A 19,304-nucleotide genomic window follows, 5' to 3' on the forward strand; every position below is an offset into this window, starting at 1 on the left:
AAACAGACCATACGACGGTGGGAGGTCACTCCTCCCACCTAAACTGTTTTTTCCATCAAATATGATCGAGGCTGAATTATTGAATGAATTGAAGCAGTCTTATGAACTTACCTTCTAGAACTGGTCCATGATCTCCATCGCTGCCTGGTAACCACCCTGGAATGCCCTCTCGTTCATGTCCCTGAACTTCTTGGGCACACGATATAAGAGAGACTCCTTAAGTTCCTCCACGTACAGAGGGAATCCCTTTACGGCCGCCACCGCCCCAATAAGGACGGAATTGGTAGCAATGGCGCCTCCGAATTCGATGGCAATTTCCGTGGCGTTCACAGGAATGACCTTGCTGCTAGCAGACCTCATCTTCTCGATTATGTACTCCAGGTCAGGATATTCATCCGCTCCCATGGACACCGTGATCGGTATTATGGGGTGTGTGTTAGCCACGATGTAGGTATCCTTGTTGGCATACTCCAGCGAGCGGTAGGCCTCGATGGGCTCGAATGCCAGAAGGAGATCGGCTCCTCCCTTGGGGATCAATGGTGAAATGACATTATCCCCCATTCGAATCGTTGAGGTGACGCTGCCCCCTCTCTGGGCCATTCCGTGGACCTCGCTCATGGTTACATCCATGCCCTTGCGCATCGCGGTCTCCCCAATCACCATGGATGCCAGGAGCACGCCCTGACCGCCCACGCCAACCATTTGGATGTTGTATTTCACTGGTCCACCTCCTCGATGGCCTTCTTAGGGCAGACCTGAGCGCAAACACCGCACCCTATGCACATGGTCTCCTCTATTACCACATCGTCTCCCACCCTGAAGAGAGCGGGACATGACAATTTCTCGACGCAGGTGTAGCACTTGTTGCACTTCTCTTGATCCACCTTGTACTGCCCCTTCGTCAATCGCCTCTCCTTCTTTAGGGCTAGGGGACAGGGTTTCTCCGCTATTATCACCGCCACGCCGTCGTATTCAAGCGCCTCCTTCATGGCTGCCTGGGTTCCCTTCAAGTCATAAGGGTCCACGGTCTTGACGTAGCCAACGCCCAGACCTTTCACCAAGGGCTCGATCTTGATGGCCTCTGATGTCCATTCACCGTGCTTCCTTCCGGTCCCAGGGTGAGGTTGATGGCCGGTCATGGCGGTGGTCCTGTTATCCAGTATTACCAGAACGAATCGATGATCGTTGAATACCGCGTTGATCAGCCCCGGAACGCCCGCATGGAAGAATGTGGAATCCCCTATGAAAGCCATCACCTTCTGGTCGGTTGCCTTGGAGAATCCACCCGCTGCACCGATGCTCGATCCCATACAAAGCAGGAAATCGCCCATTGTTAGCGGTGGTTGCACTCCCAAAGTGTAGCATCCTATGTCGATGCTATAGACCACTTCCTTCTTTCCAACGGCCCTCTTTGCCGCGTAAAAAGTGCCCCGGTGCGGACAGCCTGCGCAGAGCATTGGTGGTCTCCGCGGAAGGGCTATCTTCTCGACATCAAGCGGGAGCTTTCTTTCCTCCACGGACACCAGTTCCGAGAGCGATGCGATGATGTCAGGGTTGAACTCGAATGCCCGTGGGAGATGTCCTGTCCGCTTTCCGTACACCGGGACACCGATGTTATGACCCTTTGCGATCCTCAGTACCTCGTCCTCAAGGAACGGTTCCAGCTCTTCGATGACAATTACGAACCTCTTGTCCTTCATGAAATTGGCTATCTTCTTCTCGGGGGAGGGATTTGTAAAGCCCAGCTTCAGTATTTGCACTCCTTTCAGCCACTCCTTGACGTAGGTGTAGGATACTCCACAGGTGATGACTCCTATTTCGCCCTCACCCTCTACGAAGTTGAGAGGCGAGTTCTCGGCCATCTCCATCGCCCTCTCCCAGCGCTCAAGCTGGGCGATGCGATCGAGGCGGGCGTGAGCCGGAATGCAAACAAATCGCTGCGGATCCTTCTGAAAACGTCCTCTCTGCTCGATCTCCGGGATCTTCTCGAGTTCGATAATTGCGCGAGCATGGTTCACTCTGGTAGTGGTCCTGTAAAGCACGGGTGAGCCCAGCTCCTCTGAGATCTTGAAACCCATTTTGAGCATATCCTTGGCTTCCTTGGGAGTGGATGGCTCAAGCATGGGAACCAGGGCGAGCTTAGAATAGAATCGATTGTCCTGCTCGTTCTGGCTGCTGTGGGCTGTAGGATCGTCGGCGGTCATCACAACCATGCCTCCCCTTACACCCGTGTAGCCGAGGGTGACAAATGCGTCACTCGCCACGTTCAGCCCAACATGTTTCATGAAGACGAAAGCCCTTAAACCGGTTGCTGCAGCCGCTCCCGCGACCTCCATTGCAACCTTCTCGTTGGTCGAGTACTCGAAGTACATTCCCACCTTTTGGGCCACTCTCTCTAGAACTCCTCCCACTTCCGAGGACGGGGTGCCCGGATAGGTAGCCGCGATACTGACACCTGCTTCCATGCAGCCTCGGGCGATCGCCTCGTTCCCTAGGAGAAGGAGTTTCCCGGATTCGGCGACTATGTCGTCCAGAGGTTCACCCCTTGCTCTGTTCAACCTTCCTCAGGAGCTCCTCGTACTCTTCATCGACCATGGCCTGTATCTTAATGGCCATATCCTCTGAGATCCGTCTGAAGCGTCCCTGAGTCTTCAGGTACTCCGAAACCGGCTTTCTCTCTTTTATCGTTTTAGTAAGCCTGTATTCGTTCCCCTGCACCTCGTACAGGGGGAACATGTTGGTCTGAGTAGCTAGGCGAGCCACCTCGACCGTCTTGGCGGTATCGACGCGCCACCCAGGTGCGCACGGGGACAAGGCATGGATGAACTTTGGCCCCTCGTACTCGGTTGCCTTCCTTACCCTCTTGACGAAATCTTCTGGGTAGGCAACGTTGACAGTAGCACCGTAGACGATACCGTTGGCCACCATCATCTCCATGATCTTCTTCTTCCTCTGAAGGATGATCTCACACTTCTTGCCCAGTGGCGTTGTGGTGGTCCACGCCCCGATCGGCGTGGAACCGCTGCACTGGATACCGGTGTTCATGTAGGCCTCGTTGTCCATCATGACATAGATGAAGTCAGTGCCCCTGTCCACCGCACCCGAGAGTGCTTGTAGACCTATGTCCACGGTCCCGCCGTCGCCTGCCCAGCCCAGGACGGTCGCATCCTCAATACCCTTGGCGTCAAGGGCGGCCCTGATTCCGGAGGAAACTGCTCCAGTGCTCTCGAAGGCATGGTCCATCATATCGAACTTGAATGCCGTTCTGGGCCAGACCCCGCCTATGACGGGGGTGCAGCCCGCGGGGACGTTCATGATTACCCGGGGGCCCAACGCCTTCATGGTGTATCTCATGGCCAGAGGTGCACCGCAACCCGGGCAGGCCGCGTGTCCCCTGTAAAGGTACTCTTCCTTTGGAAGGGGTAGCTTTGCCATCATTCCCACCTCCTTGGTCCGCCTTTGAGGGCAACCCAATCGATAATGCGGTCCACCTTGCCTTTCTTGCTCAGTGACAGAAGGTCCTCGAAAATTAGTTCAATGTTCTTCTTGGTCACGTCCCTTCCTCCCAGACCGCCTATGTAATTCTTGATCGGAACTCCGTCGGGTGAATATAGGGCATTCCTGATCTCCTGGAAGAATGCTCCGCCCTGACCCATGGTGTAACTCTTGTCGAACACGCCGACCATGGAGACCATGTCGTTGAGCTTGACCAACTCTTCACCTGGGAACGGTCGGAATGACCTGAGCTTGACCAGCCCCACCTTCTTGCCTCTGTCTCTCATCTCATCCACCACATCCTTGGCGGTTCCAGTTGGAGCTCCAGCGATCACCAAAGCGACATCGGCATCATCACAGCGGTAGAACTCCACAAGGCCGCCGTAGCTCCTGCCGAATCTGCGCTCAAAATCCCTTTCGACCTCCACGATCTTCTCCTTACTGTGCTCCATATCAAGCATACGCCGATAGCGGTGCTCTTGCCACCAGTCAGGGGCGAGCACTCCCGCATATCTCCTAGGCTCGCTTTTAAAATCGATCTTGAACTCCGGATCGAAGGGAGGTAGAAAGTCGTCGACCTCCTCTTGTGATGGCATATCCACCGCCTCGACGGTGTGGGAAAGTATGAACCCGTCCTCTATCACCATGGCAGGTGTCATGATCTCCCGGTCCTCGGCTATCTTGTAGGCCATGATTGTCATGTCGAGAGTCTCTTGGTTGTTCTCACAGAAGAACTGCATCCAGCCCGCATCCCTCTCGCTAATAACATCAGAATGATCTGACCAGATGGTCCACGGGCCGCTTAGGGCCCTTGCGGCCACAGGCATGACGATGGGCCTGTTCACACCAGCTGCCCAAATGAGGTTCTCGTGCATTAGGGCAAGACCCTGCGATGAGGTTGCAGTGAATGTTCTAGCGCCTACGTACGAGGCTCCTATCACGGCGGCCATAGCGGAGTGCTCACTCTCGACCTTGATGTATTTGGCGTCCATCTCACCTGTGTCCACAAGCTCTGCTAGCTTCTCTGAGATTGATGTCTGAGGAGTGATGGGATAAGCCGCGATCACCTCCACGCGTGAGAGCTTAGCGGCGTATGCAGCGGCGTAGTTTGATGTGATTATCTCTATCATTCTTACTCCTCCCTCACCATCTCGATGGCATCCTTTGGGCACTCATTGGCACAGATGCCGCATCCCTTGCAGTAGTCCAGATTGACAGTTGGGAAATCGTCCGCCTCCTCTACCTCTATGGACATATCTGGGCAGAACTTCCAACATATGTAACAGCGGATGCATTTCTCCTCGTCGATCACCGGCCTCATAGTCCTCCAGTTACCAGTCATGATGTCCTCAGTTGACTGAAGGCTCACCGGAGTGGAGGGTAGATCCTCGTAACTCCTAAGCATTATCACACCCCCTTCACAGAATCGAATGCTTTCCTAGCGGCCTCAGCATTCTGCTCCTTCTTTGCCGGAGCCGCCTGCTTGATGCTCTCGATGACGTTCTCGATCTTCACTCTAGGGCAGATAGCAGCGAACGCTCCGATCACCGCGGTGTTCACGATAGGAGCGGCCATGCTGCCCAATCCCATATCAAGTGCGATGCCCGTCGCATCTACCGTGAATATCTCACGATCGGTTTTGAGTCCTAACTCCTCTGGTGACTTGGGCGAATTGATAAGCACTTTACCATTTTCCTTGATGCCATCCAGGACATTCACCATCTTGATGAGCTTGGCATCAAGAACGACCACATAATCAGGTTCATAAATACCAGCATGGATCCTGACAGGCTTGTCGTCGATCCGGCAGAAAGCCATAACCGGTGCCCCCCTCCTCTCCGATCCGAAAGAGGGAAATGCCGATGCCTTCATTCCGTCCATGATCGCGGCCCTGGCCAGGAGTTCCGAGGCCACCACGGCCCCCTGGCCTCCCCTTCCATGGAATCTGATCTCTATCATCGAATATTACACCCATTGGGTTTCATGCATAGGAGCTTATAAGCTTTTTGGGATTCAACCTAAATCACCAAAGTGGAGAACATAACGATTACGAATTTTCCCTAATTGAAATGTCTACAATTCGAAATGCTGCTCCGATTTCTTCTATATGTCGATTGAAGTGCAATTTGAATAATCATTTGTCTAAAGGTCATGAAAAATCGATCTGCGGAATGGAGAGATTAATATATGTATTCCAACTTATTTGACGGTCCTTATGTCCCTGCATTATCTGGCTTTTCGGACCTTGGTCCACGCAACTGAGAGCGAGGAGAAGGTATTTGAGGCCATGAGATTTGTCACCAGCCTTGAGGAACTGTCTCGGACCGAGGTGCAGGGTCATCATGGGAACGCCATAGTCATTCTTGAGGGTGAGATAAAGAAATCAAGGGAGATCGATGGATTTTTCAACAGGATGGATAGAGAAGCCCTTGAAGAGATCATCAAGTCACTAGATCAAAGGGTCGATGAGAATTGCCATATCTATTTCCGTCTTGACAAACAGGAGGCTTACCAGGGCCGGATCGTTCTAGCAGGGCACGAAGATTTCATACAGGTTCGGGGCAATGTCAAGTCGTATCCCAAGAGGAGGGACTCGGCGATGGGTTCTATACGAGAATACCTTGATTCATTCATCAAGAACCATTAGTAAAGCATGTTATTTCTGGAAAAAGATTATTAACGGTTTTTCCATCCCTTGAACCGAGCAGGGGTAGCCAAGCCTGGTCAACGGCGCAGGGCTTAGGACCCTGTCCTGTAGAGGTTCGTGCGTTCAAATCGCACCCCCTGCACCACCTATATCTATCCCCAATCGATTCCCATGCACGACCTCTTGAATCATATATGATGATCGCTTGGATAATGTCTTAGATGCAGAATTAATTAAACAATCCCTGCTAGCATTAATACGAGTAATATCAAGGGAAATCGGGAGATGCCACATCCGGATATGAGGCAATAATTAAGGAACGTCGTTCTCTCCCTTGTAAATATAGTTCTCTATCTCCTTGAGCTTCTCCGCGACCTTCCTGCCCTTGTCGCTGAGAAAATATATGTGTGTGACACGCGGACTACTTCTCATTACCACTTCCACCAAGCCTTCTTCCTCCAACCGCCTGGCGAGGGCTGCCATGGTGTTGTAGTTCTTGCAGACCTTCTTCATCTGCGATGCAATGATTTCCTTCTCATCATAGAGCAGGAGAATGAGGCCAGAGGAATGTGGCAGTCTAAGCACAGACTCATGTTCCTCATCGCAGACCTGTGAACCGGTCTGATAGTCGCGCAGGACTTGAGTTCCCAATTCTAAACCTCCTTTTGGATGGGCGGGCAACCCCTTTAATCCAAATTTGTTTCTCCTGGCTTGAAGGCAGATGCTCGTTTCCGATCAATCTGTTTCCAGGGTTACCGTACCCTTTCTTGCTAGAAAATAATTTTGAAGAAACTAGATAAGAGGGCGTTTCAAATTCCCATTACTGATAATGATATTGGAATCCGATATAGCACTGCTCTCACTCAAGACCATAAGGAGCTGGCCTTCTTGTATTGAGGGTTTCTCAACCATGATAACCACCATTCAAGAATGGCTCCCTAACCTCTTCTTGCTTCATTATCGGCCGGCTCATTCTATTTCGTCCCGGGCGTTGATCCTCTCAACCTGTCCTTGACCATGAGAACCCAGTACCAGAGCACGAACCACAGGAAGAACTCCCCCAGAAAGAAGATTATGAAGTCAGTGGTGAAGTCGGCCGTGAATGCCGGGATGTTGAAACCAGGTATTGCGTATATTATCAGGGAGGTTAGTGCTGAGCAGATCAAGGCTGCTAGCAACGCATTTGTAATCCTCTTTTGTTTGGTCATGTTACAGAACGGGGATTGGAAAACTATCTTATAATGATGGTGGCGAGCGGCTACTTCTCCATGAAAGTGCAAACAACGGTTCCTCTCTGACTGTCCACAATTCCGTATTTACATTCAGTGCATTCACTGAGGGAAGTCACCTTCTTGAGGGCTGGACAACTCGTAAGGAAACGCACCTCTCTGAATCCACAGAATGCGCACCTGGCACTTCCTGTTTCCCGGTCGAATTCACTCGCAAACTCGCACTCCTCACCTTCAGAGTAACCGACGTTTCTATCCAGTCTCGGGCACTTAACGGTGAATACTCTGTCCACTACATCCATGGCATTCGACCTTCGTCTGCGCCCTCTCACTTCCATCTGGTGAAGCATCTCGTTGATGAACTCGTCGGGGTCCATGATGTCAAGGGTTCGCATCATATTTCGGAGTCTGGTCAAGGTGTCCGTTGACAACTCAATCTGCGGGCCTCCCAATTCATCACCATGAGACCAGTTGTCACCCGCATTATTTACTCCTTTTGAACCTACCTCGCGAATAGAGTCATTCAATGCATCCTCAATCATAGAAGGATTCTGATAAGATTTAAGGTTGAAATGCTACATAACATTCGCTTATAACTCATTCGAGTTTCAGAGGGGATAGTATTAAGGTCCTACTTTCAACACCTCCAGGCAAGACAAGTGAGAAGTGGCCACCGCTTGGTCTTCTCTACGTTGCTTCTTCGATCAAAGAGCACAGGAATGACGATGTTGTCGTCATAGACGCCTTCTGCGAAAATCTAGACAAGGACGAGCTTGTCTCCAAGATACTCTCTCAGAATCCAGATGTTGTAGGGCTCAACTGCTCTACACACACATTCATTGATACTCTGTACGTGCTAAGGGAAGTGAAACATACTCTTGACCAGGTCATAACGGTCCTAGGTGGGTATCATGCTACCTTCACATCCCGAAGGATATTAAACGAGTACGAATTCATTGACTTCCTGATTAAGGGCGAGGGGGAGGAATCATTCATTGAACTCTTGGACCATTTAGAAACAGGGGACCCTCTTGGCGAGATACCTGGTCTAGGATTCAAACATGAAGGAATCATCGTGGACAACGATTTCCAACTCATCCAGGATCTGGATGCCATTCCTTTCCCAGATCGGGGTCTATTGAGCGGAATTGATTACGGGTACGCGCACCAGGGGATACCCCTTACACCCGGCAAGTTCACCACTATTTGCACTTCGAGAGGCTGTCCTTTTCGCTGCACCTATTGTTCATGTACGGTGCTTTCGAAGGGAAAGTGGAGAAAGAGGAGTCCTCAGAATGTGGTCGATGAGCTCAAGGTTCTTAGCGATCAGGGATACGAGACCTGCGTCTTCGTAGATGACTCGTTCACTCAAGACCGGAAGCGGGTGAGGGAGATCTGCAGGTTGATCAGGGAGAATGGCATACATATGCGCTTTTACTGTGAGGGACGTGTGGACCGTGCGAATTTTGATTTGCTAAAGGAAATGAAACGGTCAGGCTTCGACGTCATCTACTTCGGGGCGGAAAGCGCATCAGAGCACGTACTTGAATATTACAATAAGAAGATAAATCCCAACCAGATCCGAGAGGCAGTCAATAACGCGAAGAAAGTGGGAATGCTGGCCGTCACATCTTATATCGTGGGGGCTCCGGTAGAGACCAGGGAAGACATCAACATGACCATCGACCTCATCAAAGAGACCCGCCCACACGGTATTCAGATGAACATACTCGATTGCCTCGTTGGAACTCCCATATGGGACGATCTGGAGGCGAAAGGCATCACTGGACCGAACGACTGGAAGACAAACCACCGTATCTACGAGTATTTCGATCACTTCACCAAGGAAGAACTAGATGAGATGGCCAATGGAGGCTACAAGGCTCACATAGATGGATGGATACGCCCCCGCTCTATTCTAGAGATTGGTAGGCTGTTCCTAGCCAATCCTTCTCTGAGGAAGATTATTTGGGAAAATATCAGGAATCCGAATCTCAGAAGGAGGGTAACTAGCTCCGAGATATACAAGGATCTGGAGAGTTCATATGACTCTCAGATCGCAGATTAGTCCCATTTCAATTTATATTGTCATACCGATACAAAATTAATAACAATCGATAAGTATTAATAGTGGAGCATACAGATTAATCACGGATCTCAGATGATTAGAAGGACTGGTACATTAGAAATGCATGAATTCGTCGATGCGCTTATGAACAGAATCGGCCTCAGGGAAGAAGTGGCGATTGACGTGGCGCAGCGTGTTCTTAACTACTTTGGTTATGGGGACACGATCATAGATAATATGCTGAATCAGGACGACAGAAGGTTGTTCTACTTTCTTCAGGATTCCGGTATGATGGGCACCGATTGGGATGAGACCTTTCTGCCCAATGGCAGGGGTTGGAGGATATTTTACTGGCGCTTGGACCTCCCAAGAATCAGGAGCTATTTAGTCAAGGAAGATGAGGGCACCAGGGAGGAGGTGTTGGAGGTCTACGACACCCTCCCGGATAACGCATGGTGCCGTGAGGGCGCAATGTGAAACGACACAGCACCCTTTTTCTATCCTTTAAGAGATATCACTTCGATTCCCATGAGACCTAGAAAAATCCTCCTCGTGGTGCTTGACGGGGCTGGAGATAGGGCTGTGGAGTCCCTTGGACATAACACTCCACTTCAGGCCTCAGAACACCCCAACCTGGATTGGTTCGCAGAGAACGGATCCTGTGGCATTATGGACACCATTTCACCTGGGGTGAGACCCGGGAGTGACACCGCCCACCTCTCAATCCTGGGATATGATCCGTACGATATTTACACTGGTAGGGGGCCTTTCGAGGCAGCCGGAGTGGGCATAGTGGGAAAGAAGGGGGATGTGGCGTTCAGATGCAACTTCGCCACTGTGGATGAGAACATGTGTGTGGTCGATCGGCGTGCCGGAAGGATAAAAGAGCCGGATACGAGAGAGCTCGTATCCGTTCTCGAAGGGATGACCATCGAGGGAGTCGATATCACAGTAAAGGAGGCCACGGAGCACAGGGCTGCCTTATTACTCTCAGGGAAGGGACTTTCCGCCCATGTAAGCGACGTCGATCCTCACCAACTTGGACCTATACACGAATGTCAGCCGCTCGAGGAGAATGCCAAGCTCACAGCCAGAGTCGTCAATGAATTCGTGAGGAGATCTTACGATAAGCTCAAGGATCACCCGGTCAACTTGAGGCGGGTCAAGGAGGGGAAGCCCGTCGCCAACATTCTCCTTCCCCGAGGTTCAGGAATATTTCCCGATATACAGCCCTTCAAGGAGAAGTATGGAATGAAGGCCGCATGCATCTCGGGAGTCAGCCTCATCAGGGGAATCGGAAGGGTGCTGGATATGGAGGTCATAGAAGATCAGAGGTTCACCGGAGGACTCGATTCCGACATCGATCTGAAAATCCAGACGGCCCTTGATCTGCTGGATGAGAACGACTTCGTGCTACTGAACGTTAAAATGGCGGACATTGCATCCCATGATTCGGATCCCCAGCAGAAGATGGAGGTCATCTCGCTCATAGATTCCATGATAGGCATCTTAAGGAAAGAGCTGAATCCTGAGATGGTAGTAGCAATCACGGCCGATCATTGCACACCCATCACAGTAGGAGATCACACTGGTGACCCTGTACCCTTGATCGTTTGGGCTGCAGATGGTGTAAGGGATAAAGTAACAAGGTACGACGAGGCTTCCTGTTCCATGGGGGGCCTGGGAAGGATTCGCGGAGTCAATCTGCTTCCCATACTACTAGATAAGGCGAATCGTTCCGAAAAGTATGGTGCCTGAATGTGAGCGTCAAATGATGGTTAAGGAGTTCTAGAAAATGAGGTACTGCTACTGCCCGGAATGCGATAAACTCCGTCCCAGGAATTGGTATGCACGGAATAAGTGCGAGATTTGCAGGGGGAAGTGCACCGTAATCGAGGTGAACCGAACGATCTATGGTTACATGATGTACTTGCTCGATGCGGTGGCGGCGGTCTTCATTGGCATCTACCTTTTCGCCGACAGTCTCACTGGTTCTTTGGGAGAGTTTGTTCAGTCCCTGGGAATCGAGGCGTTGACCATCATCATCTTCGCGCTGATCGGTGCCTCGGTAGTGTTCGGATACTTCGATCTGAAGGAGACCTCGAGGCGTGCAGAGCAGAAGGTTGAACAGATAAGAATGAAGAAACTTGAGCAGCTCCTATAGGTTCATCTCCATATCTCAAGTTTGAATTGTAGTTCCCCTCCCAGGATCGGCATCTCACTGTAAAGGGAGGAAGGCCACACACATTCTGCATTGATTGGAACATCTCCGATTAGAAGCTCATCGGATCCAAGAATGACCCTCCAGGCGAAGTTGGTCCAGGAAGGAATCAACCCCTCAATCATTTCTGCTATTTCTTTTATTTCTCGCTCGTATGAATTGAGATCCTCTCCCCTGTTCAAAGCCAGGAAATATGCAATGGCAAAATCGCTGACAGTGATCCATGTGTTCTCATACTCTCCTGAACTCGTCATCTGTACAGTGGTCCTGAGAACGACCTCATGTGCCCTGTCCACATAGTCTCTGAGGTCCACCTCTTGATCCTGATATCGATTCGAAGTCACTGCTACCAGTGAAACTGAGACAATTGCCGCAACCGTGAGGAATATCATAGCATCAAGAAGGGCTGCTTGACCTCGCTTACCTGGCATGTCACCACGTCCAAACTCTCAGCAAAGCGGGTCGCACATCCTTGGGGGAGTGGTAAACATTGATCGGCATCGATAGACAGCATCTCTCCCCCTCAATATACGATCCATTCTCTCCCAGAACAATCGTGGATTCAGGGGAGAGTTCGTTGATCACCAGCTTGAATTCATTTTCGATGTCAATCTTTGATAAGTTGATGTGCGCTAGGGCGGAGTGTTCTATCACCCCCTCGTCTATTAGGAGAGAGCTGTCGTCCAAAACTAGGTTCATCAATTCCTGACATCGGCTATCCAATTCAGAATCCGCTACATCATCGATTGCTATGATATAGAATGATAATGTCAAAATTAGCAATCCAGAAGTAACAATCATGATCGCTAAGATGCTCTCTATGAATCCCCCGATGCCCTTTTTGTCTTGAGCGAGAGGATTTGGAGTCGTTATCCTGCAACGGGGTTCATTTCCCTTTGGCTTGAAGGCGATCCTCATCAGAGTCCCGATAGACTATCGATTAAATATGCAGTTCACTACAGGTAGATTTCACAGGATATGTCAGGATTCAAGTTACTCCACGGAGGAAGTGACCAGCTGTCACCTTTCCACACTTTCTCTTGATCCTCCCTTTCCTCTTGAGGTCATTTTCCTTGAAAGCTCTGGCAACATTCTCGCACAATCCTGGATCCCGGCGTCTCAAGTCCAACCCGATGGAGTCCAATCCCATCGCCTGGAGCTCATCCATGTAGTCCAGGAGCAGAAGATCAGCGCAGTTCATGATATGAGCGTATCCCCAACGGTCCCGGTAAACGGGGAACTTCCGTCCAGCATCATCCACGAGAACACCCTCCCTGATGCTTGGATCTCTCGTCACCATCAATTCAACCCTCCCGAAGGCCATCGCCTCCAACCTCCCCGAATAATGCTGGAGGACATCCCTCATCTCGTCTCTCGAAAGCTCAACCGAGAGCGTGTACTGATGCAAATCGGGAATGGTCATGCTGTTGAAGAAGTTCAGTGAGTAATGTCCGAACAATTCTCGGTCATGATACTCTTGGAGTTGTCCAAGGGTGCAGACCATGACCTCATCCGCATCGATCCTAGGGATCTGAGTTGAGATCCTAGGTAGCAAAGGGACAAACTCGATTCCCTGATCAATGCACATGATCCTTGCTTCATCCATTCTGGGATTCAGGTCGAAGTATACCCTGTCCGCGAAAGGAAGCACGCTCTCCAGGGTCCGGGTCGATGATATGTAACAAGAGATCATAGGGGTCTTGGAATGCCTTTCTTTCTCTTCGAGTTCGATGTCCACTTCTTCCCTCTTCCCATCGATTTCTGGAACCTGAATTGAGGATATAATCTGGAATATGGAATCGAAATCCCGGTCCTTGGTTTTGAACGCGAGGTAATTACCATCGTCCAGTGTGAATGGAGGCGTAAGGGAGGTGACCTGACCTTCACTCTTGAACTCGTCAATGTCAAAGCCCCCTACCTTCTGGTTGGCCCTGTACAAAGTGATCCCGTCTCCAACCTCTAGACCTTGATCGGCAATTTTCAATCGCCCAAACGCCATAATTGCATTGCCCAGCGGTCTTCCCCTGGAGTTAGGATATCGTTTCTGCATGACTTCATCGCATTCCAGGTATCCCCGGGTGAATCCCCTGTTGAAAGCCACTTCTAAAAGCTCTTTCTCCCGTTGAGTGATGATATCAGAATCGCCCTCAGCTGCCCTCTTCACTGCGTTCTTGTAAACAAGTGAGGCCAGGTAGGTGTAAACCGGGCTCCTCATCCTTCCCTCTATCTTCACGCAGTTGATACCCATCTCCATTAGTTTGGGAATGGATTCCACTCCGAACAGATCAGCGGTACTCAGCAGGTAACCTTCCTCACCCCCAAGGGTGTAATGCATTCTGCATGGTTGAGCACACAATCCACGATTTCCGCTTCTGCCCCCCACCATGCTTGAAAAGAGACATTGACCGGAGACTGAGTAGCACAGGGCACCATGGATGAACACCTCGATTTCGATATCAACGGCACGTTTGATAGCCGATATCTCTTCAAGGCCGAGTTCTCTGGCCAATATCACTCGGGAAATCCCGTTGTCCGCAGCCCACCTTGCCCCTTCCGGGCTGTGGATGCCCATCTGAGTCGAGGCGTGCAATGGAAGGGAGCACCTGTCCCTGATAAGATTGAGAAGTCCGCGATCCTGAATGATGGCAGCTTCAACCTCGATGGAATCCAAGAACTCGATGAAGGAAAGAGCTCTACCCAGTTCGTCCTCTTTAATAAGGATGTTGGCGGTAACATGGACCTTGACACCCCTGTCATGAGCATAAAGAACGGCCCCTCTCAGTTGAGGGTCCGTGAAGTTGCTGGCAAGTCTCCTCGCCCCGAATTCCTTTCCACCGAGGTAAACAGCGTCAGCTCCTCCTAGTATTGCAGCTTTCAGTGATTCCATGGAGCCAACGGGGGCTAGGATATCCATGGTCTGGTCAACGAAATGGATGATATTTAAGTGGTGTCGAGGAATGGTTAGTCTGCAATTAGTCGCAACCTGCTTATCTCCTCCCGATGAAAGGGGTACGGGAGAAAGATGAGGATATTGCATAAAAAGAGAATCGCCCCAATCAATTCAAGAGGATCATATTCTTACACGAATTGCCATCATACCCGGGATGATGGAGAATTGATCATTGATTGTCACTCCTGCTCTGGGGGGCAGGGTTTGAATGATGACCATTGCTTCCGATCCGTGTTGAGGGTGCTTTCTTCCGGGGCTAGAGTTGACAGTCTGATACTATCTGGAAACTGGGAGGTGAGCTATGGTGGTGATTGCGTTCGTGCGATGTGCTCCCTTGCTTCGGTGGTACGATTCTGCCAGGAACTTGCTAGGACGTCCACCATGTTTCAGGATTGTAAGGGATGCGTTCTCTCCCCTGAGAGATTCTTCGGACAACTGGTTGATAGACTTCCCATAGTCCCTAATGCTGAACAGTTGTCTTCTTTTCAAGTTCAATCGGCGAAGCACCAGAGCGCTTGCAAGGAATGTGTCGACCGTTCGAGATCCAAACTGCTGCAGATTGATTTCGCGATTGAAGAATTAAGGAAGTATGTGGCTAGAAGTGCCTACATGGTGGTGGAGGCAGGAGATGGGAACTAGGATCGTGATCAAGCCAACGGGTCGCAAGTCCTTTAGGTCCCCACTCCCGGTGATTAGGGGGATGGAGCAGCTTATCAGCAATGGTTCAAGAAAACGTCCCTTCTTTTCCAGTTGCTGGATTTCTCCACCCATGCCCATTGGGGCCGAGGTGGTCGAAAGCTATTGTGTTAAGGGCGCCGAGGTCAGCATATTGTCGTTATCTGGTGGGACAAGATTCCTTTATCATTTGGTGCCCTGGGAATATAATGTTCCTGATGAATGGATGGGTATGCTCAGGCTAGCCGTCGACGACATTTTCAGAAAACCACCGGATAGATTGGGAGCATCCATGGATGAGCTCAGGTATCTTGTTGTGTCCAGGACCAGAGAGGTACTGGGCAACCTGATCGAATCGAATAGCATCGGAGCGTCCCGAAATCCTATGGAAAGGATGGAGATTCTAACGAACCTTTCAGAGGTGGTGGGTCGATATACAGTTGGCTTTGGTCTCCTTGAGGTTCTGCTCTCTGACGATAGGATAGAGGATATCTTCATCGATGCTCCCTGTAGCCTGAACCATATACATGTGAGCCTAGGTGGTGTGGGTGATGATACCTCCGTGCTCAGGTGTCCGACCAACATTGTGGCCTCTGATTCGGAGATCCAGGGGCTTGCTTCCCGGCTCAGACAGATGAGTGGGAAACCATTCTCACAGGCGTTCCCAGTTATGGAAACGGACATTCCTAATTTTCAAACCAGGGCCACATTGGTAGCTCCTCCTCTCAGTCCCGCTGGGATAGCGGTGGCTCTGAGGAGACGATCCAGGATCCCTTGGACGCTGCCCAGGATGGTGGAGAACGGGACTCTCGATTCAACGACAGCAGGTCTTCTGTCTTTCCTCATGGACGGCTGTTCGACAGTACTAATCGCTGGGGCAAGAGGTTCTGGAAAATCATCCCTGCTCAGCGCTATGCTCTTCGAATTTCCGCTTTCACAGAGGATACTCACTATTGAGGACACAGCTGAGCTTCCTGTCAAACAAATGCAGGAGATGGGGTTCAATGTTCAATCTTTGGTGGTCGAACATGGCATGGGTGAGCGAATGGAGCTGAAGACCGAGGAAGCCCTCAGGGTATCTCTGAGATTGGGCGAATCCGCGATCATATTGGGTGAGGTGCGTGGAAAGGAAGCCCAGACCCTCTACGAAGGAATGAGAACCGGTAGGGCTGGATCATCGGTTCTCGGTACCATTCACGGTGACTCAGCCAGATCTGTATTCGAAAGGGTGGTGCACGATATGGGGATAGCTCCAGAGGCCTTTGGAGCCACGGACGTAATAGTCACCATGGGTCTCCTCAGACCTCACGGCGCACAGCGTCAGATCAGATGTGTGATGGAGATAGCTGAACTCGCCAAAGATAGAGGACCAGGGGAGTTCAACACTTTGGGAAGGTATGATCTGATCGATGGTAGGATGGAGCTGAATCTAAAAGGCTCCGATACTATGAGAAGGATCTCTGAATCATGGGGGATCGAAGAAGAGCAATCCCTGGAGAACATCATGATGAGGACAAGGATCCGGGATAGGCTTGTCAACATAGCCTCCAAGAGGGGCCCGGAATTCCTATCGCCCCTCTGGCTTTGCAGGTGTAACGAGTTCCTTTGGAAGGAGATGACCTATCCAGATTCCACCCCAGAGATGATCGAGGCTAACTTTAACGAATGGTTGGTCAGGAGGGTGGGCGCTGAAGATATCCTATGAAGATACCTACCTGTGGCTGGTGAATAATCTCGCTTGGTTCATAGCCCCATCCTTCTTCCAGAGGGCGTTCTTGCCCAAGAAGGACCCCCGTGTAGAAAGGTGGCTTGAATCAAAGAACCTGAACTGGTCAAATATCATGGGAGCCTCTTGGGGGCTGTTCATCCTCATGATGAGCATATCCCTAGGGATTCTGATCATTGATTCAATGATTGGCTTCGATCTGACACTCATGTTTCCCATGCTACTCTCTCCCCCTATCGCGGCTGCTTTGATCTCAAACGCCCCGAAGGGTCTAGCACACAATGAGGAGAAGGTAATGACCGCAGAATCCCCGAGAATGATCGCGAGCATCACGATGAGCATGCAGGCACGCCCCAATCTGGAAATGGCGGTCATCTTTGCCTCTCAAAGAGGGGGAGGAGTGCTCTCTTGGAAACTCAGAGAACTTCTATGGAGCGTTCTCACAAGGCGTGAAGGGGACATGATCTCGGCAATGCTCTCCTTCAATTCCAGGCTTTCCGATTCCAACGATGGCCTCAGGCAGGCTCTGCACCTTGTGGTCTCCGCCAACTTCGAAAGGACGAAGGACGGTCTGGAGCGACTTCTTGATAAGGCCAATCAGATAATACTAGAAAGCTTGAAGGAGGCTGTAGATCGCTACGCATCCTCACTCACGGTTCCCACTATGGTCTTATTCTCCATCGGAATAATAATGCCCGTGATGCTTTTCGCCCTTCTCCCTCTCCTGTCAATGGGGAGCATGGCCACCTCCTCCCTTCAATTGACAAGTGGAGAGATGTTGAGTGAGGAGGTCATCGCCCTACTGATGTTGCTGGTATTTCCCTTATTCTGCTTCCTCTATGCGCGTTCCATTCTGGAAAGGAACCCCATCAGAGTGATGGATGTTCTAGAGGTAGGATTTCATCCATCTATCCTCCTTCTCCCGGTTTCCTGGGTATTCATGGGTACTCTCTTGACTATACTTCCTCTTGGAATGCATGGTTCGTACGTCTTGCTGATGGTCATATTCCTCCCACCCTCAGTGTATCTACTCCTGAGGTCCAAAAGCGGGGGAACGAGCACTAGGAGAGAAAAAAGAACGGAGAAGGAGTTCGCCAACGCTCTCTATCAGATTGGAAACAGGATGCTGACTGGAGCTAGTTTCGAGGTAGCCTTCGAAGAAGCGGCTAATTCCATGGATGGTTCTCATTTCTCGAGATATGCTAAAAGGGTAGTCCAGCTCTCCAGAATTTCCAGAGAGGACATCACCCTTCTGGTTGGCAGGTCAGATCTCATAGGGGTGGAATCATCGGTTTTAGAGGCTGCAATGAACTCCGTTGCCGACTCCGCCAAGAGGGATCCTCTGGCTGCGGGCAAGGTTGCGCTAAATCTTGCTCAGAGCATTAACGACCTGAGAAGAGGTGAAGCCCGTGTCGAAGAGAGGCTGAGGGGGGTCATTGACATGATGAGGTCTACAGCCTTGCTCTTTGCCCCAATCGTCCTGGGAATTACCAGCTCCTTGTTTGGAGTGATCGGGGCCCAGACCGGCCAGCCCTTAGGGTCGATGGAGGGAATCGCGCTGATCGTCGGCATTTATCTGATGGAACTGGGATTCATCGTGACCTACTTCACCACATTTCTTATGGGCGAGGGAGGATGGAAGGAAGTTGGCATGCAGTTTGCAGCAAGAGCGCCACTCTCGCTTCTAGTCTTTGTGTTAACCTCGCTGTTAAGCATGAACGGTATGCTCTCGATGACGTGAGGACTGATGGAAGAAGAATCAGAGTTTGACTATCCGCTCTTCGACGAGGGACTCAGCCTTGGTCATCCTGAATAGGTCCTCGTCCTTGGCCTGGAATACCTCCATGGAGATCTCTTCCTCGTTCTCCTTGGTGGTCTCACTATCGATCTTCCGCCTCCATTGATCCTTGAGGCGAATCTCTAGAATTAACTTCTCGTCATAGAACATGCCCATGGCCAGGTTGTCATCCTTGATCTTGATGTTCCCCTTTCCCATGGTGCAGCAGGAGGTGAATTGGACACCATCAATGAGGCAGGACATAGGAGGCCTTGTCCCGGTGTACACCACAGCCCATAACTTGCCTTCGAATTTTTTCCTAGCCGTCTGTCCCATTCGATACCCAACTACAGCCCAGGGTCCGAGGTGACCGTGGAATTTCTTGAGTCTCTCCATCTCCTCTGGAAGGCTCATCAGCTCCATTATCTTGTGCCCCCTATTTATTTCCATTGTCAATATTCAACTCTTTGGAGAACCATACCTGGGGGTGGTGAGGCGAATTTGCAATTCCTTTAT

General features: G+C 50.7%; 21 protein-coding genes and 1 tRNA gene. 9 read left to right on the forward strand and 13 right to left on the reverse strand.

The window, feature by feature from the left end; genetic code table 11:
- Positions 1-114 precede the first annotated feature (114 nt).
- The 6 genes from iorB to GKC03_08030 are packed head-to-tail and all read right to left on the reverse strand — an operon-like array spanning position 115 to position 5,454.
- A complete protein-coding gene (iorB, locus tag GKC03_08005) occupies positions 115-720 on the reverse strand; it encodes an indolepyruvate ferredoxin oxidoreductase subunit beta (protein ID NYT12471.1) in 606 nt (201 codons plus the stop codon).
- Positions 717-2,534, reverse strand: coding sequence for an indolepyruvate ferredoxin oxidoreductase subunit alpha (iorA, locus tag GKC03_08010; GenBank protein NYT12472.1), 1,818 nt, complete (start codon positions 2,532-2,534; stop codon positions 717-719). The genes iorB and iorA overlap by 4 nt, the downstream gene beginning before the upstream one ends.
- Before the next feature lie 4 nt (positions 2,535-2,538).
- On the reverse strand, positions 2,539-3,435 hold the full coding sequence (locus GKC03_08015; GenBank protein NYT12473.1) for a pyruvate synthase subunit beta: 897 nt from the start codon (positions 3,433-3,435) through the stop codon (positions 2,539-2,541).
- Positions 3,435-4,625, reverse strand: a complete 1,191-nt coding sequence (gene porA, locus GKC03_08020; GenBank protein ID NYT12474.1) for a pyruvate ferredoxin oxidoreductase — start codon at positions 4,623-4,625, stop codon at positions 3,435-3,437. The genes GKC03_08015 and porA overlap by 1 nt, the downstream gene beginning before the upstream one ends.
- 2 nt (positions 4,626-4,627) lie before the next feature.
- Positions 4,628-4,900 carry a 4Fe-4S dicluster domain-containing protein gene (locus GKC03_08025; GenBank protein ID NYT12475.1) on the reverse strand — a complete coding sequence of 91 codons (273 nt, stop codon included), beginning with the start codon at positions 4,898-4,900 and terminating at the stop codon, positions 4,628-4,630.
- 2 nt (positions 4,901-4,902) lie between these two features.
- Positions 4,903-5,454: a pyruvate ferredoxin oxidoreductase gene (locus GKC03_08030; protein NYT12476.1), complete on the reverse strand. Its 552-nt coding sequence runs from the start codon at positions 5,452-5,454 to the stop codon at positions 4,903-4,905.
- A 256-nt stretch (positions 5,455-5,710) separates the two neighbouring features.
- On the opposite strand from GKC03_08030, the gene GKC03_08035 reads away from it, so the two are divergent.
- Both GKC03_08035 and GKC03_08040 read left to right on the forward strand, forming a co-directional pair.
- On the forward strand, positions 5,711-6,142 hold the full coding sequence (locus GKC03_08035; GenBank protein NYT12477.1) for a hypothetical protein: 432 nt from the start codon (positions 5,711-5,713) through the stop codon (positions 6,140-6,142).
- Positions 6,143-6,199: 57 nt separating this feature from the next.
- Positions 6,200-6,287: transfer RNA gene (locus tag GKC03_08040), tRNA-Leu, on the forward strand.
- A 167-nt stretch (positions 6,288-6,454) separates the two neighbouring features.
- On the opposite strand, the gene GKC03_08045 is transcribed toward GKC03_08040, so the two are convergent.
- From GKC03_08045 to GKC03_08055, 3 genes are all read right to left on the reverse strand, one after another.
- Positions 6,455-6,793 carry a winged helix-turn-helix transcriptional regulator gene (locus GKC03_08045; protein ID NYT12478.1) on the reverse strand — a complete coding sequence of 113 codons (339 nt, stop codon included), beginning with the start codon at positions 6,791-6,793 and terminating at the stop codon, positions 6,455-6,457.
- Between the two features lie 323 nt (positions 6,794-7,116).
- Positions 7,117-7,350 carry a hypothetical protein gene (locus GKC03_08050; GenBank protein NYT12479.1) on the reverse strand — a complete coding sequence of 78 codons (234 nt, stop codon included), beginning with the start codon at positions 7,348-7,350 and terminating at the stop codon, positions 7,117-7,119.
- A gap of 50 nt (positions 7,351-7,400) precedes the next feature.
- On the reverse strand, positions 7,401-7,802 hold the full coding sequence (locus GKC03_08055; protein NYT12480.1) for a hypothetical protein: 402 nt from the start codon (positions 7,800-7,802) through the stop codon (positions 7,401-7,403).
- Positions 7,803-8,236: 434 nt separating this feature from the next.
- On the opposite strand from GKC03_08055, the gene GKC03_08060 reads away from it, so the two are divergent.
- The 4 genes from GKC03_08060 (at position 8,237) to GKC03_08075 (ending at position 11,603) form a co-directional block, all read left to right on the forward strand.
- Positions 8,237-9,439, forward strand: coding sequence for a radical SAM protein (locus GKC03_08060; protein ID NYT12481.1), 1,203 nt, complete (start codon positions 8,237-8,239; stop codon positions 9,437-9,439).
- 93 nt (positions 9,440-9,532) lie between these two features.
- Positions 9,533-9,916, forward strand: a complete 384-nt coding sequence (locus GKC03_08065; protein ID NYT12482.1) for a hypothetical protein — start codon at positions 9,533-9,535, stop codon at positions 9,914-9,916.
- 51 nt (positions 9,917-9,967) lie between these two features.
- A complete protein-coding gene (locus GKC03_08070; GenBank protein ID NYT12483.1) occupies positions 9,968-11,197 on the forward strand; it encodes a 2,3-bisphosphoglycerate-independent phosphoglycerate mutase in 1,230 nt (409 codons plus the stop codon).
- A gap of 37 nt (positions 11,198-11,234) precedes the next feature.
- Entirely contained in the window at positions 11,235-11,603 is a 369-nt protein-coding gene (locus GKC03_08075; protein NYT12484.1) for a hypothetical protein, read from the forward strand.
- 2 nt (positions 11,604-11,605) lie between these two features.
- On the opposite strand, the gene GKC03_08080 is transcribed toward GKC03_08075, so the two are convergent.
- The 3 genes from GKC03_08080 to GKC03_08090 form a co-directional block, all read right to left on the reverse strand.
- On the reverse strand, positions 11,606-12,091 hold the full coding sequence (locus GKC03_08080) for a hypothetical protein (protein NYT12485.1): 486 nt from the start codon (positions 12,089-12,091) through the stop codon (positions 11,606-11,608).
- Position 12,092: 1 nt separating this feature from the next.
- Complete coding sequence (locus tag GKC03_08085; GenBank protein ID NYT12486.1) at positions 12,093-12,578, reverse strand: hypothetical protein; 486 nt, start codon at positions 12,576-12,578, stop codon at positions 12,093-12,095.
- Between the two features lie 70 nt (positions 12,579-12,648).
- Positions 12,649-14,574: a peptidase gene (locus GKC03_08090; GenBank protein ID NYT12487.1), complete on the reverse strand. Its 1,926-nt coding sequence runs from the start codon at positions 14,572-14,574 to the stop codon at positions 12,649-12,651.
- A gap of 240 nt (positions 14,575-14,814) precedes the next feature.
- Here GKC03_08090 and GKC03_08095 point away from each other — a divergent pair, with 240 nt between their 5' ends.
- From GKC03_08095 to GKC03_08105, 3 genes are read left to right on the forward strand one after another with little or no spacing between them, the layout of a single operon-like run.
- Entirely contained in the window at positions 14,815-15,249 is a 435-nt protein-coding gene (locus GKC03_08095; GenBank protein NYT12488.1) for a hypothetical protein, read from the forward strand.
- Entirely contained in the window at positions 15,239-16,990 is a 1,752-nt protein-coding gene (locus tag GKC03_08100) for a type II/IV secretion system ATPase subunit (protein ID NYT12489.1), read from the forward strand. The genes GKC03_08095 and GKC03_08100 overlap by 11 nt, the downstream gene beginning before the upstream one ends.
- A 19-nt stretch (positions 16,991-17,009) precedes the next feature.
- Positions 17,010-18,752 (forward strand): hypothetical protein, encoded by a 1,743-nt coding sequence (locus GKC03_08105; protein ID NYT12490.1) that lies wholly within the window; start codon positions 17,010-17,012, stop codon positions 18,750-18,752.
- Positions 18,753-18,770: 18 nt separating this feature from the next.
- Here the strand turns inward: GKC03_08105 and GKC03_08110 are convergent, their stop codons facing one another.
- A complete protein-coding gene (locus GKC03_08110; GenBank protein ID NYT12491.1) occupies positions 18,771-19,238 on the reverse strand; it encodes a hypothetical protein in 468 nt (155 codons plus the stop codon).
- Positions 19,239-19,304: the final 66 nt, after the last annotated feature.

It is taken from the genome of Methanomassiliicoccales archaeon, assembly GCA_013415695.1.
GTDB lineage: Archaea > Thermoplasmatota > Thermoplasmata > Methanomassiliicoccales > JAAEEP01 > JAAEEP01.